The organism is Ciceribacter sp. T2.26MG-112.2 (genome assembly GCF_900492205.1).
In the GTDB taxonomy this organism is placed as follows: Bacteria; Pseudomonadota; Alphaproteobacteria; order Rhizobiales; family Rhizobiaceae; genus Allorhizobium; species Allorhizobium naphthalenivorans_A.
In genome coordinates, this window is the sequence record NZ_UEYQ01000001.1 from 181130 (window position 1) to 205715 (window position 24586).

Below are 24586 nucleotides of genomic sequence, written 5' to 3' on the forward strand. Positions count from 1 at the left end.
GATTTCAAACCTTGGTGCGCCTTGCGTCTGCGGCGATCGGCTGGCTGGCATAGTGCAGGCGTTTGTTTTCGTACATCATGTCGTCGGCCCGCTTCATCAGCGCTTCCATGCTTTCGCCCGGCTCGCTGGTCGCAAAGCCCAGCGATATGCTGAGCAGTGCATCGGAATAGAACTGGTTGTTGATCTTCAGGATCTCGTGGATCGTGTCCACCATGCCCTGCGCGGCCTGGCGGTCTGCGCCGGGCATCAGGACCGCGAACTCGTCGCCGCCGATGCGCGTCGCATGGTGGGGCGGTTTCACGACGCTGTTCAAGACCTCGCCGAAACGCCGAAGCAAGGCATCGCCGGCGTCGTGCCCGCGCTGGTCATTGGCCTCCTTCAGGCCGTTGAGATCGACGACGATGGCCGAGACCGGCCTGAGCGACTTGCGCTCCAGCCGGTTCAACTCGTCGGTATAGAAGGCGCGGTTGTGCAGCTTGGTCAGGATGTCGTGCTTGCCGAGATATTCGAGATAGGCCTCGGCCTTCTTGCGGGCGGTGATGTCGGTCAGCGCAACCTGCACCCGCGACCAATCGCGCTCATGGCCGGGGAAGACCGCGAAGTTGAGAAGGATATGCCGAACGCTGCCATCCAGCGCGTAGTTGACCACTTCGCGGCTGTGATAGAGCCGATCGTCCCAGAGATCGATCAACTGCTCGCGGAACGGCTTTTCCATCTCGTCACGGAAGATCTCGCCCTGGCGAAGCAGCAGTGTCTGGCGATCGGGCGCGCCGAACAGATCAAGCGTGGCCTGATTGACATCAAGAACCCGGATTTCCGACATACACTGGCGTACGAATTCGGAATGCACGTCGGTAAACACCCGGAAGTCGACGATGCCGCGTGAACGGACATCTTCGATCAGCGTCCGGATACCGCTGAAATCCTCGATCCACAGCGAGACGGGCGAATGCTCGAAGACGCCTTCCGCATAGCGCCGGTTCTCCAGCTCGGCGCGCCGCGCATCCTCCCGCTCCGTCACGTCTTCGGTGGTGACCAGCAATTGCCCGAGCGTCCGCTCATGGCCCGGAAGGACGGAACCACGCAGCTGGATATCAAGTCGCCGGCCCTTGAGCGTGTAGTTCACCGCCGTTCCGGCAAACTCCATCCTGCCTTCCCAAAGGTCCGTCAGTTCGTTGATGTGGGTCTCCCACATGTCGTCGCAGAAAACCCTGCCGAGATTTCCAGCGAGCTCATCGAGGTCTTGCGCCTCGAACAGGTCGAGCGTCTTGCGGTTGACCTGCAGGATACGGATCTTCGAGGAGCATTCCGCGACACGTGTGCGATCCTGTTTGAGAAAGGCGCGAAGATCTGTCACGCCGTCTGCGCGCCATGCGTCGAACTGCGCTTTGACCTCGCTGAAATCCTCGATCCACATCGCAATCGGAGCGAGTTCGAAGATGTTCGCGTCCACGGAAACGTTCATTGGAATATCGCCCACCGGAGAAAAATCGCGTCAAGAGAACCTTGACCCTCGGCATGTCGGGTCAGGCTATTCAGTATTGATTAAATCTCTATTGATCAAACAGGGGCAATTCCGGCCGGCCCGGGCGGTGCCGCACCGGTCCTGAGAACACCGGGAAAGCTCGCCAGGCACCCATTCGCCGTGCTCGGGCTTGTCCCGAGCATCTGCGTGCGGGTTGATTTCATTGACCTCAGAAAATCTTCGGCACAAGGCCGAGGATGACGCCGCGCAATGGTGCGGATGTGCCGGAAACCCGGAGCGGCGCCGAACGCCGCTCCCGCTTCTTCTCGTCCCTCAGGCGCGCAGGCTGCCGCCGGTGGTCTTTTCGACATTACCGACGATCTTCTTCGTCAGCGCGTCGAAGTCCTCGTCGGTCAGGGTCTTTTCGACCGGCTGGATCAGCACCTCGATCGCCACCGACTTTCGGCCCTCGCCAACGGAAGCACCCTCGAAGATGTCGAAGACATTGACGCCGGTGATCAGCTTGCGGTCGGCGCTGGCCGCCGCCTTGATGATCGCACCCGCCTCGACCGCCTTCTCGACCACGAAGGCGAAGTCGCGCTTCACCATCTGGAAGGGCGAGAGGTCGAGCGCCGGCTTGGTGCGGGTCGCCTTCCGCTTCGGCTCCGGCACGACGTCGAGATAGACCTCGAAGCCGCACAAAGCGCCGGACACGTCGAGCGCTTCCAGCGTCTTCGGATGGAACTCGCCGAAATGGCCGATCACCACCTTCGGACCCATCTTGATCGTGCCGGAACGACCCGGATGATACCAAGCAGGACCGCCCTGCTCGACCTGGACGTTCGACATCGGCAGGCCGCAGGCCTCCAGAACGGCGAGCGCATCGGCCTTGGCGTCATAGACGTCGACCGGCTTGCCGCCGCCCTTGGCCGCGTTCGACCACATGCGGCCGGCGCCTGCAAGCGAGGCCGTGCCGCGGCGGATGCCGCCGGCGATACGACGCTGGCCTTCCGGCCTGTCGTTCTCGTAGGTGCCCGAGACCTCGAAGATCGCCACGTCGCCGAAGCCGCGGTCGGCATTGCGCTGGGCAGCCGTTAAAAGGCCGGGCAGCAGCGATGGGCGCATGTCCGACATGTCGGCGGCGATCGGGTTGGCGAGCTTCAGCGCACGGCTTCCGCCGCCGAAAAGCTTTGCGTGCGCTTCCGGGATGAAGGACCAGGTGACGGCCTCCAGCATGCCACGCGAGGCCAGCGCCCGCTTGGCGGTGCGGGTACGGATCTGCAGGGGGGTGAGGATCTTGGCGTTGACCGAACCAGTCGGCGCCAGCGGCTCGGGCTTGATCTTGTCGACGCCATGCACGCGCATGACCTCTTCCACCAGGTCGGCCTTGCCGTCGACATCCGGACGCCAGGACGGAACGGCGACCGAGACCGTCTCGCCCTTGCCCGAGACCTCGAAGCCGAGGCCGGTCAGGATCTGGCGAGCCTCGTCATTGGAGACGGTGAGGCCGGTTAGCCGCTTTACTTCGGAAAAGGGGAAGTCGACGGTCTTGCGGTCGTAACCCTTGTAGCCGACGACCTTGGCCCTGGCCGCCGTACCGCCGCACATGGAGAGAACCAGTTCGGTGGTCCGCTCGAGGCCGGGCATCATGTATTCCGGGTCGACGCCGCGCTCGAAGCGATAGCGCGCATCCGTGATGATGCCGTGGCCGCGGCCGGTCTTGGCGATGTTGATCGGGTCCCACAGAGCCGATTCGATCAACACGTTGACCGTGTTCTCGTCGCAGCCCGAATGCTCGCCACCCATGATGCCGCCGATCGATTCCGGGCCGTTGTCGTCGGCGATGATGACGTTGGCCGGATTGAGCTTGTAGGTGCGGGTATCGAGCGCCAGGATCTCCTCGCCCTCGCGGGCGCGGCGCACGGTGAGCACGCCCTTGACCTTGTCGGCGTCGAAGACGTGCATCGGCCGGCCCTGGTCGAAGGTCATGTAATTGGTGACGTCGACCAGCGCCGAGATCGGGCGAAGACCGATCGCCAGCAGCCGCTGCTGCATCCAGCGCGGGCTCGGACCGTTCTTCACGCCGCGCACCAGGCGATAGGCAAAGCCCGGGCAGAGCTTCTCGTCGTCGAGCACGATCTTCACTTCGATCGGCGTTTCGCCCTCGGTCTTGAACTCGGGCGCCTTCGGCTGCTTGAGCTTGCCGAGGCCGGAGGCGGCGAGATCGCGGGCAATGCCGAAGACGCTCGTGCAGTCAGGACGGTTAGGCGTCAGGTTGATCTCGATGACCGGATCGTCGAGCCCGGCATAGGACGCGAACGACGCGCCGACCGGAGCGTCATCGGGAAGATCGATGATGCCGTCGTGGTTGTCCGACATGTTGAGCTCCTTTTCGGAGCACATCATGCCGTGGCTTTCGACGCCGCGGATCTTGCCGACGGCGAGCGTCACGTCGATGCCCGGAACATAGGTGCCGGGACGGGCGAGCGCCCCGACCAGGCCGGCCCGCGCATTGGGGGCGCCACAGACGATCTGCACGGGCGAAGAGCCGTCACCGGCATCGACCGTCAGCACCTTCAGCCGGTCGGCTTCCGGATGTTTTTCGGCCGTCAGGATCTTGGCGATGACGAAGGGCTTGTAGGCCGCCTTGTCGTCGACGTCCTCGACCTCGAGGCCGATCGCGGTCAGCCGCTCGCAGATCTCGTCGAGCGTGGCGTCGGTTTCCAGGTGATCCTTCAGCCAGGAGAGTGTGAATTTCATGTTAGCTCCCCAAGACCAGGTTCAGTACAGTCTGCAAAATAAATGCGGCACCAAAAAATAAAAGCAGAGAAACCATAATATTGAATGTCATTCCAAATTTTCTATTCGTAATGAAAGCAACATTTTTTCCAATAACTTCACTGCAAATCACAGATTCTATAACTGCGGCTCTCTTCTGGATATATACCACATCTATTACCACCAACTCACGCGGGGCAATGAACGGAAATCTAGTTACGAACTGACCCTCTGGATTTACTAATTGCTCATAATTTCTTGCCGGAAATACTGAGAAATCGTCTGGCTTGAATGACATAACAAATTGAACATCATTCGCAGGCTTCCGCCCTGCGTTCTGCAGAAAATATTTCTCACAATATATTTCAGTTTTCTTATCATCCGCCTGAATGAAATGAATACTATTGTTCGATCGCCCCCAAATAAGTTTGACGCGTGCGCGGAACAACCAGAAAATCATGGCTCCGACTAGGGTGAAGATCAGTGATAGGATTTGACTGTGTACCGGCGACAGGATTTCCCAGAGTCGGGTGACAAGCTCTATCATAAACTCAATCCCCCAAACAGGGTCGGCACGTCGAGCGGGCGGAAACCGTAATGGCTCATCCAGCGCACATCGGCGTTGAAGAAGTCGCGCAGGTCCGGCATGCCGTACTTCAGCATGGCGATGCGGTCGAGGCCCATGCCCCAGGCAAAGCCCTGGTATTCGTCCGGATCGAGCCCGCCGGCGCGCAGGACGTTCGGATGAACCATGCCGCAGCCGAGGATCTCCATCCAGTCCGTGCCCTCGCCGAACTTGACGATCGGACCGGACGAGCGGTCGCATTGGATGTCGACCTCGAAGGACGGTTCGGTGAAGGGGAAGAAGGACGGGCGGAAGCGCATCACCACATTGTCGACCTCGAAGAAGGTCTTGCAAAACTCTTCAAGAATCCAGCGCAGGTGGCCGACATTGGCGGTCTTGTCGATCACCAGGCCCTCGACCTGGTGGAACATCGGCGAATGGGTGGCGTCACTGTCCTGGCGGTAGGTCTTGCCGGGAATGACAATGCGGATCGGCGGCTTCTGCGCTTCCATGGTGCGCACCTGCACCGGCGAGGTGTGGGTACGCAACACCTTGCGGTCGCCGTTGTCGTCGGGCTCCAGGAAAAAGGTATCGTGCATCTCGCGGGCCGGATGACCCTCGGGGAAGTTCAACGCGGTGAAATTGTAATAGTCGGTCTCGATGTCCGGACCCTCGGCGATCGAGAAGCCCATGTCGGCGAAGATCGCGGTGATCTCGTCGACGATCTGGCTGATCGGATGGATGCGGCCGCGCTCGGCCGGCGAGGAGCGGACGGGCAGCGAGACGTCGACCGTCTCGGCCTTCAGCCGCGCGGTGATGGCGGCGTCCTTCAGCTCGGTTTTGCGGGCGGTGATCTTTTCGGTGATTTCGTTCTTCAGTGCGTTGATCGCCGCACCGCGCGTCTGGCGTTCTTCCGGCGTCATCGAGCCCAGCGTCTTCAGGAGTTCGGAAATTGAACCCTTCTTGCCAAGCGCGGCGACGCGGACCGCCTCGATATCGGCTTCGTTGTCCGCCGCGGCGATGTCGGCGAGAAGCGCCGTTTTCAAACTGTCGAGATCGGACATGTCCGTTTCCTGCCCCTTATACCACCGCGGGTCCCTAACGCCCCGGCATGACGACAAAATGAAAAACCCGCGCTAGCCCTGCCAGCGCGGGTTTCCCAACAATTTCTTTTACAAAAGCTTGGGAAGCGCTGGCTTACTTGACCGCGCTTTCAAACTCGTTGGCCGTGCCGGCGTCCTTGAGGTAGGCCAGCGCCTTCTTGGCAGCGGCAACCAGGGAGCCGAAAGCTGCCGGTTCATGGATGGCCATGTCGGACAGAACCTTGCGGTCGACTTCGATGCCGGCCTTGTTCAGGCCGTCGATGAAGCGGCCATAGGTCAGGCCGTGTTCGCGCACAGCAGCGTTGATACGCTGGATCCACAGGGCGCGGAAGTTGCGCTTGTTGACCTTGCGGTCGCGATAGGCGAATGCCTTCGAACGGTCCACGGCGGCCTTTGCTGCGCGGATCGTGTTCTTGCGGCGGCCGTAGAAGCCCTTGGCTGCCTTGAATACCTTGTTGTGCTTGGCGCGGGAAGTTACGCCACGTTTTACGCGTGCCATGTCATGATCTCCTTAAATGATCCAAAAAGCGAAAGGGTCTCAGAGACCGTTCGGCAGGTAGTTCTTGATGACCTTCTTGCCGTCAGCTTCGGCGAGAACCATCGTGCCGCGTGCGTCGCGGATGAACTTGTTGGACCGCTTGATCATGCCGTGGCGCTTGCCGGCGGCAGCCGCCAGGACCTTGCCGGTGGCGGTGATCTTGAACCGCTTCTTGGCGGAGGACTTCGTCTTCATCTTGGGCATTTTGCTACTCCATTGTTCTTGTATCGAAACAGGCAGACGACGCCCGTTTTCAAGCATAAAGAACGGCCACGGCATGCCCTGCCGGACCGTTCGGACGCGCGCTTATAACCGCTGACGGATAAAAGCGCAACGGGTCGCATCGGGAATCTCGAACGGCCGCCGACGATGCGGGCCCGCTAGCCGCGAAGCGGCACCGACAGCTTCACCGACAGTCCGCCGAGCTTCGCGCGGCCGAGTTCCAGCGATCCGCCATAGGCCGACAGGATGTCCGCCGTGATGGAGAGCCCCAGCCCGGAACCGCTGTCATCCTCGCCCAGATGCACGCCGCGCGAGGGAAGGATGGCCAGATCCGCCTCCGATGCGCCCGGACCGTCATCCTCGACGATGATCACAGCGGCCTTGTCCGCGGCCGCCGCCGTGATGCGAATTTCGCCCCGGGCGAACCGTGTCGCATTGTCGAGCACATTGCCGAGCGCCTCGGCGAAGTCGGCGGCATCCATGTCCACGGCAAGCCCGGCGGGAACGCGGATCTGCCATTCGATACCGCGCGGCTCGGTAATGGGCCTCAGCACCATGACCAGCTTGCCAACCAGCGAGCCGAGTTCGGTCAGGCTCATCTGCTCGACGCCCAGCCGTGCCGATTGCAGCTGGCGGTCGGCGCGCTGGCGAATGAGATCGACCTGCTGGCGAGCCAGTTCCCTCTCCGTCGGCGGAAGATGGTCGGCGACATGGAGCAGGACGGTCAGGGGCGTCTTCAACCCATGCGCCAGATCGCTCGCACGGGCTCGCGCCCTTTCCACCGCCGTCTCACGCTCCTGGAGCAGCAGGTTGAGCTCGGAGACGAGCGGCCGCAATTCCGAAACGCCGACATCATCGACCGAATTTGCCTGTCCGGCGCGAACCAGCCCTACACGCTGCTGAAGGCGCACGAGGGGTGCGAGCCCGACACCTATCTGAAAGATGGCGGCTGCGACGAGGACCGCGGCACTCAGTGCCAGCATCATGGCCATGGCGCTGTGAAACTGGGCGACCGCGTCATCGAACTCGAAACGATCGAAGGCGGCCGACAGCGTAAACCGCCGCGCGCCATTCGAACCGTCGAGGGAGATTGCGCGCTGGTAGACCAGAAGGTCGGCGCCGTCCGGCCCTTCCGCCGTCAGGAACCCGTAATCCGCCGGAATCAACGCATTGGCCGGCAGGTCGACATCCCAAAGCGATCGCGAGCGCAATACCTCGCCCGATTCGGGAGCCACCTGCCAGTAGCGTCCACTGCCTGGAAGCGTGAAGCGGGGATCGGTCGGCGTCTTTTCAAGAACCACCTTCTCGTTGCGCAATTCCAGGCCGGCGGCCAGTTGATCGACGATAACGGCCATTTCCACCCGGTATCGTTCGGCCACATAGCCGGAAAAGACACGGCTCAAGCCGTAGCCCAGCACGAGAAGGATGAAGACGATGGCGGCGAAGGCTCCGATGACGACCCGGACCCGGAGAGACTGGATCATATGTTCTGATCCGGCAGCACGTAGCCAAATCCGCGTCGCGTCTCGATCGCCTCCGGATCGGTCTTGCGCCGAAGCCGGGCGATCATCGCCTCGACCGAATTCTTGGCCGCGTCATCGTCGCGCCCCTGCACGCGCCTGGCGATCTCGATCGGATCGAAGACGCGGCCGGGCTCGCTGACGAGCAACTGCACGAGGCGGTATTCAAGCGCGGTCAGGTCGAGCGGTTGGCCGTCATAGGTCACGCGCCGGGTCTGGTCGTCAACGACGAAACGCCCTGCGGACTTGATCGGCGACGGCCGCCCGCGGGCACGGCGCAGCAGCGCCTTGAGACGCGCGACCAGCTCTTCGCTGCGAAAGGGTTTCGGCAGATAGTCGTCCGCTCCGGCCTCGAAGCCGTCGACCCGCTCCATCCAGGAACCCCGCGCCGTCAGGACGAGGACCGGCGTATCGAGGCCGCTCGCCCGCCAGCGCTTGAGGATCGACAGGCCGTCCATGCCCGGCAGGCCGAGATCGAGAATGATGGCGGCATAATCACCGGTCTCACCCTCCTCCCAAACCTCTGGCCCCGTCGCGAGATGGTCGACGATATAGCCTTCCGCCTCAAGCTTGGCTTTCGTATGTTCCGCGATATCGCGATCGTCTTCAGCAAGCAGCAGCCGCATGTCGTCACCACCACCCGAACGGGCCGAGCGTGCGACCCGTCTCGGCATTGAGGCGAAGCGTGCGCACGCCGCCCTTTTCGTTCTCGACTTTGAGCACATAGAAAGGGGTCTTGGACTCGAGCGACAGGTCGACCGACAACACGCGTCCTGCTCGCATGGCGGCTACGCGCTGCAGAATCTCGCGAAGCGGCAGAATGCGGCCTTCCCGGACTGCGTCGCGCGCCTTGGTATGGTCGTCGTCGGACCCCGCTCTATCGTTGTCGCCGCCATCGTCGCTTTCGCCCTCATCACCGCCGGAGCCGGAATCATCGCCGCCGTCGTCACCACCGCTGCCGCCGTCGTCGCCACCACCGTCTTCACCACCGCCGTCGTCACCACCACCGTCGTCGCCACCATCACCGCCGTCATCGTCGGCAAGGGCCGGCTCTGCCCCCGAGAGATGCGCCGTCGACGTCACCGCCACCAGGAGCAACAACAGGAATTCCCGCCTATCGATGGCCGTCATTGTTTCTCAGCCTTTCCTCGGGCGCCGTTCACGAAGGACAGTAACGTCTGTTTCACCGGCACGCCACAGCAACAAGAAGAAAGCCCCGCCCTTGCGGGCGGGGTGAAAAGACTTGTGATCCCGGCGGCTGGATCACAGCCCTTTCAAACAGAATCAGCTAGCCGGAACGACCGTCACCCGCTTAACCGATCCGGCAGGTGCCTCGAACTTCACTTCGGGCTTGCCGTGTTCCCACTCGAACCGCAACTGCAAGCGCTGGCCGGCCTGATCGACGGCAATCAGCGAGCCCTTGGAGAGACCGGCATATTGGGCATCGTTGACGATCAGCTGGGTCTCTTCGCGTCGACCGTTCGAGGCGTTGTCGTCATCCACGTCATCCACGTCATCGACACCATCGTCGTCGGAAACGTCGTCATTGCCGTCATCCTCGACGTCGTTGTCGCCACCGCCGTGATCGTCGGCACCGTCGTCGTCGCTGTCGTCATGACCATTGTCATCACCAGCGCCATGGTCGCTTTCGCCACCACCGTCGCTTTCGCCACCGCCGTCGCTCTCGCCGCCGCCATCGCTCTCGCCGCCGCCATCGCTTTCGCCACCACCATCGCTCTCGCCACCGCCACCGTGATCGTCAGCATAGGCGACGGATACGACGGACGAGGCAAGCGGCAGCGCGAGGCTGGATACGACCGCTGGCAGAACGGTCAGCGAAAGCAGTGCGGTGCTCGATACGAGCAGGGGCTTACGCAGAAGGTTGATCATCTTTATTCCTCCGGTGTTTGAGAATCTCTGATCTCGACACCCGGAACTTACCCGCCCTTGGCTGACAGTTCGCCCAGCCGCGCTGTCAGAGAACTGTCAGCAGCGGACATGAAAAAAGCCGCCCCGGAAGGCGGCTCGTTTCCTGGGAATGATCGCAACCTTACTTTGGCGCGAGCACCATCATCATCTGACGGCCTTCAAGCTTCGGCTCGGCCTCGACCTTGGCGACGGCGAGCGTGTCTTCCTTCACCTGCAAGAGAAGCTTCATGCCGAGTTCCTGGTGGGCCATTTCGCGGCCGCGGAACTTGAGCGTCACCTTGACCTTGTCGCCCTCTTCGAAGAAGCGGTTCATGGCCTTCATCTTCACCTCATAATCATGGGTGTCGATGTTGGGACGCATCTTGATTTCCTTGACCTCGACGATCTTCTGCTTCCTGCGCGCTTCGGCCGCCTTCTTCTGGTTGGCGAATTTCAGCTTGCCGAGGTCGAGGATCTTGCAGACCGGCGGCTCGGCATTGGGGGAAATCTCGACCAGGTCGAGACCCGCCTCTTCCGCCATCCTGAGCGCCTCGTCCGTCGGCACGATGCCGAGGTTCTGGCCTTCGTCATTGATAAGCTGGACCCGGGGAATCCGGATCTCCCGATTGGAGCGCGGCCCTTCCTTGACAGGGGCATCGGCTTTGAAAGGTCTGCGAATGGTCGTATTCTCCTGAACTGTTGAGCCTAGCGACGACGCGCCTGACGCGCGGGCCTCCAGCGTTTCAGCTATTTGGCTCTTGCCGCTCGGCAAGTCAATAACACGCTTCGGATGGAAAATCACCTGCTGTCCGTCACTTCGCGAATCTGTTTTACAGGGCCTTACACGCCCAGGGAGCCCTCCATGACCTCGATCCACTCCGCCCCGCACGCCGAAACGATCACGGTCGGCCGCGGCGACGAAGCCCGCGACATCGCCATCCTTACGCGTCCCGCGGCTGCGACGACGGCGCCCGCGGCCCCCGCGCTCGTCTGGCTCGGCGGCTATCGTTCCGACATGAGCGGCACCAAGGCGCTCGAGATGGATGCGCTGGCAGCGGAAAAGGGCCTGGCGGCGATCCGCTTCGACTATTCCGGCCACGGCGCCTCCGGTGGCGAATTCCGTCAAGGCACGATTTCCCGCTGGGTGGAAGAAGCGCTCGCCGTCATCGATCATGCCGGCCTGCCGAGCCTCGTCCTGGTCGGTTCGTCAATGGGCGGCTGGATCGCGCTGCGCCTGGCTCAGGAACTCGCACGACGCGGCACCGGCCCGCGGCTCGCCGGCATGGTGCTGATCGCGCCGGCGCCGGACTTCACGATCGAGCTGATAGAGCCGAACCTTTCCGAAGCCGAACGGGCGTCCCTCGCCGAGCGAGGCTATTTCGAGGAGCCGTCGGAATACAGCCCCGAACCGAACATCTTCACCCGCGCGCTGATCGAGGACGGCCGGGCGAACCGGGTGTTGACCGGGATCATCGAAACGGGCTGCCCGGTGCATATCCTGCAGGGTATGGCCGACCCGGACGTACCCCATGCCCACGCCCTCAAGCTGATGGAATTCCTCCCGGCCGACGACGTCGTCCTGACCTTGGTGCGCGACGGCGATCACCGGCTGTCGCGGCCCGAAGACATCGCCCGGATGAAGGCGGCGATCCTGTCGATGGTCGACGCCGGCGGTGCGGCCGATCTGTAGCATTTTAACCATAGTTGACAAATCCCTAACGCAGCGCCGGCGCCGCGATTGACTCTCAACCCCGTTGGACCTTAACTTTTTGTTAAGGATTAAGGGGACGAGTTCATGATGAACCGATCGCGCGCTTTTGCGGCGCTGCTTGTGATGCTCGGCGTTTGCTCGCCGGCCGGCAATGGCTTCACCGCACCGAGGACTCTGCTGTCGATGACCACCGGCAGCGTCACGTCGCAGCCGATCGGCCACTATGAATTCTGCCGCCTTTACCGCGACCAATGCAGCGTGAAGAGCAAGCCGGGCGCCCTGCCGCGCCTCACCCCGCACGGCTGGGACGTGGTCCGCGACATCAATGCCGGCGTCAATGCCGCCATCATGCCGGTGACCGACGCCGAGGCCCATGGCCGCGAAGAGGTCTGGAGCTATCCGGTGGATGCCGGCGATTGCGAGGATTTCGTCCTCCTGAAGCGGCAGAAGCTGATGGAAGCCGGCTTCTCGGCCGCCGACCTGCTGATCACCGTGGTGCGCAAGCCCGATGGCGAGGGCCATGCCGTGCTGACGCTGCGCAGCGCCCAGGGCGACTTCATCCTCGACAACCTCGTCGATGAGGTGAAGCTCTGGACGGAGACGCGCTATACCTATCTCAAGCGTCAGGCGAGCTTCGACACCGGCCGCTGGGTGACGATCGAGAACGGCGCGACCGACGTCATGGTCGGCGCGCTCGACTGAGGCCACCCTGCCGGCACGTCGCGCTTCATGAGCGAACGGCGTCGATGGCTGCGGGCCCGTCCTTCCCCGTCTGGACAACGCCATCCCGTGCGATCCCGGGCCTGAAGTTCAGTTCGTCGATGTCTCCTGCGCCCGCAGCGGCGCCAGGCGCGACAGGGCGATCATCGCCGCAAGACCGACCGCCCCCATCAACAGCAGGCAGCCGACCGCCGCTGATACGCCGAGCTTCTCATTGACGAAGATGATGGTGACGGGTGCGGCAGCCGACAGGACCATGCGAATGCCCGACAAAGTGCCCATGGTCCGGCCGTAGCCGGCCGTGCCGAAATAATGCAGCGGCAGGACGCCGCGAATGATCGACGTCAGCCCCTGGCCAATGCCGAAGAAGACAGCAAACAGCAGCACGATGGCGACGGCCGGGAAGATTGCCGCGGCAAACAGCAAGGCGAGCGCGAGGAAGATCGCCCCGGTGGCGATCAGCCCCGTCACCGGCGGGGAAAGCACGCCCCGGCGCGCATATTCGATGATGCGGGCCGCGACCTGCGACGGCCCGATCATGCTGCCGGCAAGCGTCGCGATCGCGGGCGTGAAGCCGGCGTCGCCGAGCAGCACCAGCAGGGAGGCGCCCATGGCCGAGAGAACGAATCCGCCGGCCGAAAGGCTGATGGCCATCAGGGCGAGCTGCGGCCGGCGGCTGACGACCGGGGGACGTCCGGCGCCAGCAGAACTCGTCGCGGGGCGCACCGGCGGCTGCCGATAGGACGGCCAGAGCGCATGAACCGGAAGGGCGAGCACCAGGTTGAGACCGGCGAGGACCAGATAGACCTCGCGCCAGGTCATCATCGTCAAGAGCCACTGGATCAGCGGCCAGAACACCGTGGAGGCAAAGCCCGCAACGAGCGTCACCAGGGTGATCTGGCTGCGCGCCTCCTGGCCATGGCGCTGTGCGAGCGCGGCGAAGCCGGCATCATATTGCACGGCGATCGACACGAATTCCGCCGCCAGCGTCACGGCGGCGAACTGCCAGCCGTTCTGCACCATGGAAAGGGCGGCGAGCATCGCGGCCGCCAGGATCGATCCGAAGGTCAGCACGGGGCGCGCGCCGAACCGGTCGATCAGCCGCCCGATAATGGGGGCAGACACCGCGCCGCCCAACAGGCCGATCGAAAAGACCGCGAAGACAAAGCTCTGCGACCAGCCGAATTCGCGAGCGATTTCGGGCGCCAGGATCGAGAAGGAATAGTAGAGCGTGCCATAACCCACGGTCATGGAAACGCCCATGCCGAGAGTGGCCGGGGATGGTTTCATGATGACGCCGCTACGCTATTCGCATTGCGGCTTCATGACAATCATCAACCGTGGCCGATCAGGATGCCGGCGGCGAGAACGAGCGAGCCGCCGAGCACGACCTGCATGGCGGCGCGCAGGAAGGGCGTCTCCATATACTTGTTCTGGATGAAGGCGATGGCCCAGAGTTCGAAGAAGACGATGACGGCGGCGGTGATGGTCGCCGTCCAGAAATGCGGAATGAGATAGGGCAGCGCGTGACCAAGGCCGCCGAGCGCCGTCATGATGCCCGAAGCCAGGCCGCGCTTGATCGGCGAGCCGCGTCCCGACAGTTTGCCGTCGTCGTGGGCGGCTTCGGTAAAGCCCATGGAAATGCCGGCGCCGACCGAGGCCGACAGGCCGACCAGGAAGGTCTGCCAGGTGTCGCCGGTGGCAAAGGCGGCGGCGAAGATCGGTGCGAGGGTGGAGACCGATCCGTCCATCAGACCGGCAAGGCCCGGCTGCACATAGGTCAGCACGAACTGGCGGTGGGCGCTCGCGTCTTCCTCTTTCTTGACGTCTTCCGGCGTGTGGCGCTCGCCGAGCATGGAGGCGATTTCCTCATGGCCCTGCTCGGCCAGCGCCAGATCGCCGAGCAGCTTGCGGGTTTGCGCGTCCGTCGTGCGCTGCGCCGCCGCGATATAGAAGCGGTAGGCGCCCTGCTCCATCGTCTCCGCCTCGGCGCGGATCTGGTCGAGGCTCTGGTTGACGCGCAGCCAATCCGGCTTGCGTTCATAAAATCCGCTGACATGCTCGCGGCGGATCAGCGGAATGCGCTCGCCGAAGCGTTGGCGGTGCATTTCGATCAGCTGGTTGCGGTGGGTGTGCTCGACCTCCGCCATATCCTCGAACACCTTGGCCGATTGCGGATATTGTTCGCGCAGCTGGTCGGCATAGGCGAGGTAGATGCGCGCATCATCCTCTTCCGACGAAATCGCGAGCGCCAGGATTTCCTGGTCGCTGAGGCTGGAAAAAGGGCGTTTCGACGACGAAAACAAGCGCGCCAGCATGAAAATCTACCTCGTTCTTTATAATCATTCTAAATCTAGTTCGGGAGCTGTTCGAGGTCAAGTCGTCGCAGTGCCGCACCCCTTGACCAGGGGAAATCCAAAAGCCGATGCCGCGATCGGCCCGGGCGCGCCCGTTTGACGAGCGCATCACGATCAACGACAAGCGTCAAGCTGACATGGGACGAAGGAAGGAGACGGCGATGCAGGATGATCTGATCGGTCGCGCGGCGCACCGGGCCGAGATCACCGCCCGCGCCGAGGCGCAGATGGCCGAAATGGGCGTCGACCGCGCCTTCATCGATCGACTGGTCGAGACGTTCTACGGCCGCATCCAGGACCATCCGAGCCTGGGCCCCGTCTTCGACACCCGCCTTTCCGGCCGCTGGCCGGAGCACCTCGCCAAGATGAAGGCCTTCTGGACTTCGGTCGCCTTCAAGAACGGTGCCTATGGCGGCAAGCCGGTCCAGGCCCACCAAGGCGTGGCTGGCATCACAGAAGGCTTGTTTGCCGAATGGCTGGCGCTGTTCAGCCAGACCCTCGTCGACATTGAAGCGACAGTCGAAGCCCATGCCTGGTTCATGGCGACGGCCGAACGGATCGCCCGCAGCCTCGTCACCGCCCTCTTCTATAATCCCGCCCTCGACGACCCGACCCAACGCATCTAGCCGTCCGCCTGACGGATCTGCCAACACGCCCTGTCGCGCATCTTTCGCATTCCGTCCGAGCTTTCTGCGTAATTTTGCGAAAGGCAAAACGCCCTTGTGCGCAATTCTGGCAGCTTTCGGGCTTGCAAGCACGTCACATCATGGCTAGACCCCGCAATGGAGGAGGAAACGATTATAGGAAACAACCAAGGCCACTGAACCATGAATCGCCGTAAATTCTTCCAGCAGGCCGGCGCCGCCGGCTTGGGCGCTGCCGCCTCCGTCTCGCTCGCCGCCCCGGCGCTTGCCCAGGAAAATCCCAAGATCACCTGGAAGCTGACCTCGTCCTTCCCCAAGAGCCTCGACATCATCTTCGGCGCCGCTGACGAGATCGCCCGCAGCGTATCGGAAGCCACCGGCGGCAATTTTACCATCCAGACCTTCGCTGCCGGTGAGATCGTTCCGCCGCTCCAGGCCGCCGATGCGGTCGCTGCCGGCACCGTCGAGATGGCGCACACCTGCTGCTACTATTACATCGGCAAGGATCCGGCCTTCGCGCTCGGCACCGCCATCCCCTTCGGCCTCAATGCCCGGATGACCAATGCCTGGTTTTCGGCTGGCGGCGGCAATGAACTGATCAACGAGTTTCTCGCCGGGCACAATCTCTATGCGCTGCCCGCCGGCAATACCGGCGCCCAGATGGGCGGCTGGTACCGCAAGGAAATCAAGACGATCGACGATCTGAAGGGCCTGAAGATGCGCATTGCCGGGCTCGCCGGCGAAGTGATGAGCAAGGTCGGCGTCACGCCGCAGCAGATCGCCGGCTCGGACGTCTATGCCGCGCTCGAAAAGGGCACGATCGACGCCACCGAATTCGTCGGCCCCTATGACGATTTCAAGCTCGGCTTCTACAAGGTCGCCAAGTACTATTATTATCCCGCCTGGTGGGAAGGCGGCCCGGCCGTGCATGCCTTCTTCAACAAGGAGAAGTTCGAAGGGCTGCCGGCGAACTACAAGCGCATCCTCACCGATGCCTGCGCGGCAGCCAATGCCTCCATGCTGGCCAAGTACGATACGCACAATGCGGCGGCGCTTCGCCAGTTGGTGGCGGAAGGAACCGAACTGCGGGCCTTCGGCTCCGATATCCTCGATGTCTGCCACCAGGCGGCGCTTGAGACCTATGCCGACCTCAGCGCCGAGAACCCCGCCTTCAAGAAGATCTACGACAGCCAGCAGGCGTTCAAGAAGGATGCCTATCTCTGGGCACAGATCGCCGAATACGGCTTCGATACCTACATGATGATCCAGCAGCGCCAGGGCAAACTCTGACGCCTTCGCCGCCAAGGCGCGCAGACCCCGCCCCGGACATCCCTGTCCGGGGCTTTTTCTTGGCGCGCGCCCATTCGGGCCGGCTTAGCGGAGCACAATGAAATATTTCTAATTTTATATGTTAGGTATTTGTTATTTTGAGTGTTTTACGATCCGCGCAGTGTGTTCTGCGTGGAGGTCGAAAATTGCGCTTGTCGATAGCCCTTGCCACGATTGTCGTGGCTCTCAGCCCGGCCGTTTCGGCGTTCGCCGAAGGCTGGATCGTCTCCAAGGTCCGGCAACCGGCAAACTATACGACCGACAGCAAGACCTGGCAGCGCGTCGTGGACGGAATGGAGATCCCGACCGGAGCCTGGATCAGCACCGGACCGCGCGGCCGCGTGCTCCTCGCCCACGAAGACGACATGGTGACGGTCCAGCCCGGCACGATGACGGCGATCTTCGCCAAGGACAGCGCGGGCAAGAAATTCGAAATCGCCCAGCAGTTCGGTGAGATCGTCGTCGACTTCGAAAAGCGCGCCGGCCGCAATCTCAAGATCCAGACACCGTTTCTCGCGGCGGTCGTCAAGGGCACGCGTTTCAGCGTCCAGGTCGACCGCAAGGGTGCCACGCTTGGGGTATCGCGCGGCGTCGTCGGCGTTACCGACCCGCAACGCGGCCAGTCGGTCGACGTCCACGCCGGCCAGTCGGTCGCCGTTTCGCCAGGTACTCCGGGCTCGCTCTCCGTCCTCGGGCCCGGTCCAAAGGCTCCCGTCGTCAGCGCGCCGGTCACCGCCCCGGCCGTCCCCAGCATTGATGCCACCAATCCTAACAACCGCGCCGACGGAGCCGGCGACACGCCCGGGAACCGCAACGGGATTGGCAATGGTAACGGGATTGGGAACGGCAACGGGAACGGCAACGGCAACGGCAACGGCAACGGGAACGGGAACGGCAACGGGAACGGGAACGGGAACGGCAACGGGAACGGGAACGGGAACGGGAACGGCAACGGGAACGGGAACGGGAACGGCAACGGGAACGGGAACGGCAACGGGAACGGGAACGGGAGATGAGCGGGGCAGATTGATCAAGGGCCTAACGTCTCTCGAGGACGATATTTCGCCATCACCAGAAAGCAGAGGATGTTGAAAGCCGCCTTCCCCTTCCGCCGGTTGCTGGTCCTGGCCAGCCTGTTCTGCATCGTCGCCAGCCTGGCCGGGCTCGGCGGCTTCGCCCGGCTGGATGCGGGGTTGACGGCGCGGCGCATGGCTCTTGCGCCGCGCGCGCCGACCGGCGATGTGGTCTTCGTCGCCATCGACAAGCAGAGCCTGGATGCCATCGGCGTGTGGCCCTGGGACCGCTCGGTCCATGCCCGGCTGATCGACGTTCTCACCAGGGCCGAGGCCCGCGACATCTTCCTCGATGTCGATTTCAGTTCCCGCTCGTCGGAGGCGGGCGACGAGGCCCTGGCCCGGGCGCTCGAGCAGGCCGGCGGCGGGGTCATCCTGCCGACGTTCACGCAATACCGCACGACCGGCGACCGGTCCGGCGCGACGGACGTCACGGCACCCCACCCGATCTTCTCCGAAAATGCCTGGACGGCCAGCGCCAGCGTGCGAGCGGATGCCGACGGCGTCGTTCGAAGGTTCGCCTTTGGCGAAGAGCAGGACGGCGAATTCGTCATGTCCGTTCCCGCCGCACTCGCCGGCATGGCCGACGCAAACTCGCCGCCGTTCGTCATCGATTTTTCCATCGATCCGGCCAGCCTCGTTTCCCATTCGGCGATCGACGTCGCCTCCGGCCGCGTCGATCCCGCCGCATTCAAGGACAAGATCGTCGTCGTCGGGGCGGCCGCGATCGAGCTGAAGGACAATTTCCTGGTGCCGGTGCATGGTCTGATCTCGGGCCCGACACTCCAGATCATCGCCACCGAAACCCTGCTGCAGGACCGGATGCTGACCCCGTTGCGGGCCTGGCCTCTGCTGATTCTTTGCGCTGTCCTGGGCTTTGTCACCCTTTCGCCGCGGCGCAGCCTGCGTCTGCAATCCTTGCTGATCGGGTCGACCGTGATCGCGCTGGAAACAGCCGGCTTCTGGCTGCAATCGGCCCATGCTCTCCTCCTGCCGACCGCCGCCAGTCAGGCCTTGCTCGGCCTGATCGTCGTCACCCGGATCCTCGAGGAGTTGGACCTCAGGACCTGGCTGTTGCGGCTCGCCTCGGTCGAGGCCGACAATAGCCGCAGCCTGCTCGGCCAGGTCATCAGCGACAGCGCCGATGCGATCCTGGTGGTCGACGAGGACGGGATCCTGATCGCCCACAGTACCCGCATCGCCGACGTGCTGCCCGAACTCGCCTCGCTCGAGGACGGCGATGCGGTCATGGCCATCCTGCCCGAGGCCTGGCGTCGCGAGATTGACGCCGCCATGGCGGATGTGCGCCGGCAATGCGTCGGACCGGCGAAGCTGCGTGAGCTCTCGCTCGGCGAAGGTGCCGGGGCGCGGACGATCGAATACACCATCACCGCCTCGCAGAGGGCGCTTGCGGACGGCAAGAGCCGCCGCGGCGAAGACCATGCCTTCGTCGCCTGCGTGACGGCGCGCGACATCACCGAGCGCCGCCGGCAGGAGGAACGGATCGGCTTCCTGTCACGCCATGACGTTCTCACCGGCGCGCTGCGCAGTTCGGCTTTCGTCAACGAGATCAATGCAAGGCTGACGGAAACACCGCCGCCGGGCAGCGGCCATGCCGTCTATGCCGTCAACCTCCACCGCTTCAAGACCATCAATTCGACCCTCGGCCGCTCCAAGGGCGACGCCCTGCTCAAGGCGGTCGTGCGCCGCCTGGGATCGCTCGACGATCGGCTGTCGCCGATTGCCCGTCTCGGCGGCGACACGTTCTCCGCCTTCACCCTCACGCCCGTCACCCCTCAGGAAGCCCGCGCGCTGGCGGATGCCATCGTCGCCGCCCTTTCGACCCCCTTCGCCGTCGCCGAGACCAAGGCGCAGCTCGGCGTGCATATCGGCATGGTGTTCAGCACGGATGCGCCCAGCCGGGGCGGTGCGGCTCTCGTCGCGGAGGCGGAACTCGCGCTAGACGATGCGCGTCGCACCAATGGCAATGGACTGGTCGAATTCGATCCGGAAGGCGGCGCCCGCCATGCACAGACGCGGCGGATCGAGGCGGAACTCTGGCATGCGCTCGACCGCAACGAGGTCAGGCTGTTCTACCAGCCGCAAGTTCGCCTCAGCGACGGCAAGCTGATCGGCTGCGAGGCCCTGTTGCGCTGGCGCCATCCCGAACTCGGCTTCGTCTCGCCCCAGGTCTTCGTCGAGATCGCCGAGGCCAACGGCTTCATCGAGCAGTTGGGCGCCTGGGCCATGCTCCAGGCCTGCCGCGATGCCTTGACCTTCCGGCCGGACCTTGCGGTGGCGGTCAACGTCTCGCCCCTGCAATTGCAGCGCGGCGACATCGTCGCCACGGTCCGGCAGGCGCTGCAACAAACCGGCCTGCGCCCCGACCGGCTGCAGATCGAGATCACCGAGTCGACCTTCCTCAATCCCTCCGACGAAATGCTGGAAAAGCTCTCGGCCCTGAAGGCGCTCGGCGTCTCGATCGCGCTCGACGATTTCGGCACCGGCTATTCCTCCTTCGGCTATCTGGCACGCTTCCCGCTCGACAAGATCAAGGTCGACCAGATGTTCGTTCGCACGCTGATCGACAATACGGCGAGCCAGGCAATCGTCCAATCGGTGAAGACGCTCTGCCGCGGTCTCGGCATCGCCATGATCTGCGAAGGGATCGAAACCGAGGCGGAAGCCGCCTTCCTGCGGCGGATCGGCTGTGAGCAGGGCCAGGGCTATCTGTTCGGCCGGCCGCAACCCGCCGAAGACCTCATCCGGCTGGCGGACAGCGAAAGCGTGCCGCCCGCGCTGGCCGCGCGGGCTTGATCCGGCGGGGCAAGGCAAATTTGGCCGTCCTCACGCAGAGAGAGCACCACCCGCCTATTTCGACACCTGCCAGCCGCCGCTGCCGCCACCCCATTTGTTGCTGGCCGACCACTGGCCCGAACCGGAACGCCCGTCGATCCGGCCGTTGATCGTCCCGTTGAACGGGTAGGGCTTGGTCTCCTTGAACACCGTGCCCTGCAGCACACCGGTCAACGGCGCGCTGAAGGCGCCGTCCGCGCCCAGCGAGCCTGAAAATCGCGCGTTGAAGCCGTCGCCCTCGAAGCTGCCCGAAATCGAACCTGAGACCGAAGAACCGGCAACGACGAGGGTCAGGGAACCGGAGGCCTTGCCGGAAATGCGGCCACCATACTGGCCGGCGAGATCCGCGGCCGGTTGCTGCGGCTCCTCGGTCAGTCCGCTATGGCGCGCCACCACGGACCGGTATTCCTCGAACTTTTCCAGTTGCTCCCGATATTCCGTGGAATTGGCCCCATACACCACACCGGTCGACAGAAGATTCGCCATGGCCTTGATGTGGGTCGCATTGTGCGGATCGAGCACGCCGTCTTTCTTCAGCTTGTCGCGGATCATCTGGGTGAAGCGCTGAAGATTGTAGGGGTGCTTGGTCCACCAGTCGCGCCCGTATTTGCCATAAGCCGCCGTGTCGAGCGCCTCGGTCATCAGGTCGGCTTCGGCCTGGGCATCGGCGCGCGCCTTTTCCACCACTGCGGCCGCCTGATCCTTCTTGCTGCGGGCCGCAAAGGTCTGGAGTATGTCGTCGACGACTTCCTCGTCGCTCGTTGCGGTCAACCGTTCGCGCACCGCGTCGCTCGGTTCCGCCGTCGCCTGGGAAATGTCGTCGGCACGCTGGTCGGCCAACTCGATCTTGCGGTCGCGGATGACGGAGGAATAGAGCGGCAAAGTCTCCAGCCGCGTGCGGATCGCCTCGCGGGTCTGCTCGTCACCCTTGGCATATTCCTGGTAGAGTTCCTCGATCGTGCTGTCGACGAACTTGCCCTTGGCGTAGTTCACCACGCCCGCCGCGGTCTCGACCGCGGTAAAGGCGGCGGCCGCCGGCGTCGCGGCGATGAAGGCGCGGCCGAGAAATTCATAGGCCGCCTGCGGATCGCCGCCCGCCGCCTTGCCAAGCACGTCGGCTGCCTCGTTGACCTTGTCGATATTGCCGAGCACGCCTGCCATCTGCTGGCGCAGTGCCGGGTCCTTGATGCCGTTGGCCAGCGTCTTGCCGAGGGCGACCGCGACCTCTTCGGTCGCCGCCTTCGCCTTTTCGGGATCGCCGCTGGTCAGTGCATCGGCCGCATTCTCGGCGAACTTGTTGATCTCGTTGGCCGAAAGCGCCACCGTACCGAGTTGGCGCACCAGGGTCTTGTTCGCTCCCGACTTGTACAGCTTCTTGTAGAGCGCGACGATCGCCGCCTGCGACTGCGACTTGATCACCTCCTTGGCCTGTTCATCGGCATAGTCGAGCGCCGCCTTCTTGGCATCCTCCTGCCAGGTGGTCGGCGCCTGGGCGAGCGCCGCCGGAGAAAAGAGCGCGAGTGTCCCGGCCATGACCAGGGCCGGCAGGTCAATCGGTCGCAAGGATCTCATCTCGGGTTCACCTCCAGGTCGCTCAGGTCGATATCGGCAAAGGGATCGGCTCCGCTCGCCGGTGCGACGGCGGGAACCTCGGTTCCCTCGGGCGGTGGCAGCGTCTCGTCGAGGCTCGCCAGCACCATTTCGAACAGCGGCAGACCGTCGGCCAGGTCCTCGCCGAAGGCGCGGTAGGACAGCGTCAGCCGCGCGCCGTCGCCGCGCGGTTCGTCAAAGAAGATCTGCCGGCCGCGCATGCGCCCTTGGCTGAGCTCGAGCACGGTCGCAGGACGTCCGATCATCACCGTGTAGTCCAGCGAGGCGACCTCGTCGCTCGGCATCGGCTTGTCCTTCGGCCAGAGCGACAGCGCGATCTGCGCCCCTTCGTCCGGACGGGTCATGAGGACCCCGCCGGCAATGTCCTCGTCGGGCTCGACCTTCCAGCCGGTTGGGACCGCGACCGACGTCCGGCCGACCCAGGCGCGGCGCTCGTCGTCTTCTTCGGTCAGGCCTTCCTCTGCCTCGCTGTCCGCCGTTGCGGCACCAGGCGACGTCGCCACCCGATTGCCCGCCCCGAGCACGACCAGTGGCTGCCCGCCGCCGTCGTCCTCAGCCTTGCTCTCCTTTCCATCGATCGTCACGCTCTCGAGGATGCGGTCGAAGTCCGGGTCGCCACCGCCGAGGCGGATGTCGCCGGTCGCTTCGAACAGGAAATGCAGGCGCTTCTTGTCCGCCCGGCCCTCGTCCAGCGTCACGCTCAAAGTCTCGATCCCCTCGAACCTCGAGTGGATCCACAGGGCCGCCTGATCGGCCACCTTGATCTTGCGGTTGGAGACGATGTCGGTATAGCCGAGCAGCGGCTCGTCGGGGAACCACCACCAGACCATCAGGCTACGCTGGCCGTCGGGCGCCTTCAGGGTGAGCGTGTCGCCGTCGATCTGCTTCGTCCAGTCCTGCGGCGCCTGGAGGGCAAACCCCTCGAAGGCATGTGTCGCCCAGCCATCCCGTTCGGTCACCGGCGGCGCCTTGCCGTCGTCGGCGGTCGTCCCGGCGGCGTCCACAGAGCGTGCCCCGTCGTCACTGGCCGAACCCGTCTCTTCCGGCAGATCCTTATCAACCGTCGTCGCCGGCTGTTCGCCTTGGCCGTCGGCCCCCTCATCCGCCGTACGCAGCGAGTTGGCCATGCGCGCGGCCATCGGATCGAGCCTGGCCTTCAGGCCCTTGGGATAGCTGATCTCGAAAGTGTGGATCACCCCGCCATCATCGCTCATCAGCACCTTGCGCAGGAAGAAGTCGCCGCCGCGAAAGCCGGAATGCAGATACCAGCTATCCCCCCGGCGCTTCTGGGTGACCTTTTCGTCGTCGGCGAGGCCCGCCAGGTGCTCCTCGATCAGTTCGTCGAGCGTGCTGTCGAACACATTGTGCGAACCGAAGACCAGGAAGCGGGCCGAGCCATCGCGCGCCTCGAAGGTCCGCCCATCATCGTTTTCCGGCGGCGGCAGCATGCGGAACATCGGCGCGGAATAATCGATCCGCGTGCCGAAGCGGTCGTTGCGATAGGTGATCCAGTTGCTGGCCATCGGATTGGCCGGGACACCGGCCTTGTCCGCCTCGCCCGGATCGGTCTCGACGGGATCGGGGGGCTGCGCAATGTCCTCGGGTTCGGACGGTTGCTCCGCATCTTCGGTTTCGGCCGGCCCAGGATCTCCTCCCATGTCGGAGGGCGGGGCATCATCGCTGAGGTCGAGGGGCGGCGGGCTGCCGGGTCCCATGGAGTCCATATCTGGCGGAGGCATATCCGGCGGCGGGCCGTCCGGGCCGCCGTCCGGCGAGGCGCCGCCAAAGATGTAGGCGTCATAGGCCCAGCCGCGTGTACCGTCAGGGAGTTCGACGTTCAGCCAGCGTCCGTCACGGCCGATCACCGTCAGTTCGGTGCCCGGCCCCATGGGCAGGATCATCGGAAAGCGCGAGCCCGGTCCCGTGCGCAGTGCCAGGAAGTTATCGCCTGCCGGGTTCAGCCCCCCGACATAGTCGGCATACACCGGTCCAGCCGCCAGGCTCGCTCCGAGCGATGCCAAAAGGATAGTGCCCAGCCAGAATGTGCGATGCCGGTCCACGCCATGCCTCCCTGTTGCCGCGCCGCCGTCCGCCGATGAGGGATCGGAAAGACGGCCTATTGCGGCAATTCCCCTTGTTGGTCCAAGGCGAGTATGCGCCTTTGCGGCCGGCGATTATTGATTGAA

21 protein-coding genes are annotated in these 24586 nt (G+C 63.8%); 6 read left to right on the forward strand and 15 right to left on the reverse strand.

The features are described from left to right. Positions 1–4 precede the first annotated feature (4 nt). The 11 genes from DYZ14_RS00915 to infC all read right to left on the reverse strand — a co-directional run bounded on the left by DYZ14_RS00915 (position 5) and on the right by infC (position 10778). Positions 5–1465: a sensor domain-containing diguanylate cyclase gene (locus DYZ14_RS00915; RefSeq protein WP_154718926.1), complete on the reverse strand. Its 1461-nt coding sequence runs from the start codon at positions 1463–1465 to the stop codon at positions 5–7. A gap of 333 nt (positions 1466–1798) precedes the next feature. Further along, positions 1799–4225, reverse strand: a complete 2427-nt coding sequence (pheT, locus tag DYZ14_RS00920; RefSeq protein ID WP_154718927.1) for a phenylalanine--tRNA ligase subunit beta — start codon at positions 4223–4225, stop codon at positions 1799–1801. Position 4226: 1 nt separating this feature from the next. Then, complete coding sequence (locus DYZ14_RS00925; protein ID WP_154718928.1) at positions 4227–4790, reverse strand: hypothetical protein; 564 nt, start codon at positions 4788–4790, stop codon at positions 4227–4229. Next, positions 4787–5872 (reverse strand): phenylalanine--tRNA ligase subunit alpha, encoded by a 1086-nt coding sequence (gene pheS / locus DYZ14_RS00930; protein ID WP_154718929.1) that lies wholly within the window; start codon positions 5870–5872, stop codon positions 4787–4789. The genes DYZ14_RS00925 and pheS overlap by 4 nt, the downstream gene beginning before the upstream one ends. 133 nt (positions 5873–6005) lie before the next feature. Beyond that, positions 6006–6410, reverse strand: a complete 405-nt coding sequence (gene rplT, locus DYZ14_RS00935) for a 50S ribosomal protein L20 (protein ID WP_115668749.1) — start codon at positions 6408–6410, stop codon at positions 6006–6008. Between the two features lie 39 nt (positions 6411–6449). Next, positions 6450–6653: a 50S ribosomal protein L35 gene (rpmI, locus tag DYZ14_RS00940; RefSeq protein WP_147178545.1), complete on the reverse strand. Its 204-nt coding sequence runs from the start codon at positions 6651–6653 to the stop codon at positions 6450–6452. A 176-nt stretch (positions 6654–6829) separates the two neighbouring features. Beyond that, positions 6830–8155 (reverse strand): sensor histidine kinase, encoded by a 1326-nt coding sequence (locus DYZ14_RS00945; protein ID WP_154718930.1) that lies wholly within the window; start codon positions 8153–8155, stop codon positions 6830–6832. Next, on the reverse strand, positions 8152–8817 hold the full coding sequence (locus DYZ14_RS00950) for a response regulator transcription factor (RefSeq protein WP_154718931.1): 666 nt from the start codon (positions 8815–8817) through the stop codon (positions 8152–8154). Before DYZ14_RS00950 ends, DYZ14_RS00945 begins: the two co-directional genes overlap by 4 nt. A gap of 4 nt (positions 8818–8821) precedes the next feature. Then, a complete protein-coding gene (locus DYZ14_RS00955) occupies positions 8822–9322 on the reverse strand; it encodes a PepSY domain-containing protein (RefSeq protein ID WP_154718932.1) in 501 nt (166 codons plus the stop codon). A 153-nt stretch (positions 9323–9475) separates the two neighbouring features. Beyond that, positions 9476–10081 (reverse strand): hypothetical protein, encoded by a 606-nt coding sequence (locus DYZ14_RS00960; RefSeq protein ID WP_154718933.1) that lies wholly within the window; start codon positions 10079–10081, stop codon positions 9476–9478. Between the two features lie 160 nt (positions 10082–10241). After that, positions 10242–10778: a translation initiation factor IF-3 gene (infC, locus tag DYZ14_RS00965; RefSeq protein ID WP_115669041.1), complete on the reverse strand. Its 537-nt coding sequence runs from the start codon at positions 10776–10778 to the stop codon at positions 10242–10244. Between the two features lie 183 nt (positions 10779–10961). Between infC and DYZ14_RS00970 the strand changes: the two genes are divergently transcribed. Together DYZ14_RS00970 and DYZ14_RS00975 are read left to right on the forward strand one after the other, a co-directional pair. Then, positions 10962–11789, forward strand: coding sequence for an alpha/beta hydrolase (locus tag DYZ14_RS00970; RefSeq protein ID WP_154718934.1), 828 nt, complete (start codon positions 10962–10964; stop codon positions 11787–11789). Between the two features lie 105 nt (positions 11790–11894). Then, on the forward strand, positions 11895–12512 hold the full coding sequence (locus DYZ14_RS00975) for a transglutaminase-like cysteine peptidase (protein WP_154718935.1): 618 nt from the start codon (positions 11895–11897) through the stop codon (positions 12510–12512). 108 nt (positions 12513–12620) lie between these two features. Here the strand turns inward: DYZ14_RS00975 and DYZ14_RS00980 are convergent, their stop codons facing one another. Together DYZ14_RS00980 and mbfA are read right to left on the reverse strand one after the other, a co-directional pair. After that, positions 12621–13820 (reverse strand): MFS transporter, encoded by a 1200-nt coding sequence (locus DYZ14_RS00980; protein WP_154718936.1) that lies wholly within the window; start codon positions 13818–13820, stop codon positions 12621–12623. A 44-nt stretch (positions 13821–13864) separates the two neighbouring features. Next, positions 13865–14848 (reverse strand): iron exporter MbfA, encoded by a 984-nt coding sequence (gene mbfA / locus DYZ14_RS00985; protein ID WP_154718937.1) that lies wholly within the window; start codon positions 14846–14848, stop codon positions 13865–13867. A 200-nt stretch (positions 14849–15048) separates the two neighbouring features. Between mbfA and DYZ14_RS00990 the strand changes: the two genes are divergently transcribed. The 4 genes from DYZ14_RS00990 (at position 15049) to DYZ14_RS01005 (ending at position 20750) form a co-directional block, all read left to right on the forward strand. Further along, the gene (locus DYZ14_RS00990) at positions 15049–15513 is read left to right on the forward strand and encodes a group III truncated hemoglobin (protein ID WP_154718938.1); all 465 of its coding nucleotides are present in this window, start codon (positions 15049–15051) and stop codon (positions 15511–15513) included. A gap of 201 nt (positions 15514–15714) precedes the next feature. After that, the gene (locus DYZ14_RS00995) at positions 15715–16821 is read left to right on the forward strand and encodes a TRAP transporter substrate-binding protein (protein ID WP_154718939.1); all 1107 of its coding nucleotides are present in this window, start codon (positions 15715–15717) and stop codon (positions 16819–16821) included. Positions 16822–17006: 185 nt separating this feature from the next. Beyond that, a complete protein-coding gene (locus DYZ14_RS01000) occupies positions 17007–17876 on the forward strand; it encodes a FecR family protein (RefSeq protein WP_210209263.1) in 870 nt (289 codons plus the stop codon). 69 nt (positions 17877–17945) lie between these two features. Then, complete coding sequence (locus tag DYZ14_RS01005) at positions 17946–20750, forward strand: EAL domain-containing protein (RefSeq protein WP_154718940.1); 2805 nt, start codon at positions 17946–17948, stop codon at positions 20748–20750. A 54-nt stretch (positions 20751–20804) separates the two neighbouring features. On the opposite strand, the gene DYZ14_RS01010 is transcribed toward DYZ14_RS01005, so the two are convergent. Both DYZ14_RS01010 and DYZ14_RS01015 read right to left on the reverse strand, forming a co-directional pair. Further along, a complete protein-coding gene (locus tag DYZ14_RS01010) occupies positions 20805–22361 on the reverse strand; it encodes a hypothetical protein (protein WP_154718941.1) in 1557 nt (518 codons plus the stop codon). After that, positions 22358–24460: an SH3 domain-containing protein gene (locus DYZ14_RS01015; RefSeq protein ID WP_154718942.1), complete on the reverse strand. Its 2103-nt coding sequence runs from the start codon at positions 24458–24460 to the stop codon at positions 22358–22360. Before DYZ14_RS01015 ends, DYZ14_RS01010 begins: the two co-directional genes overlap by 4 nt. Positions 24461–24586 lie beyond the last annotated feature (126 nt).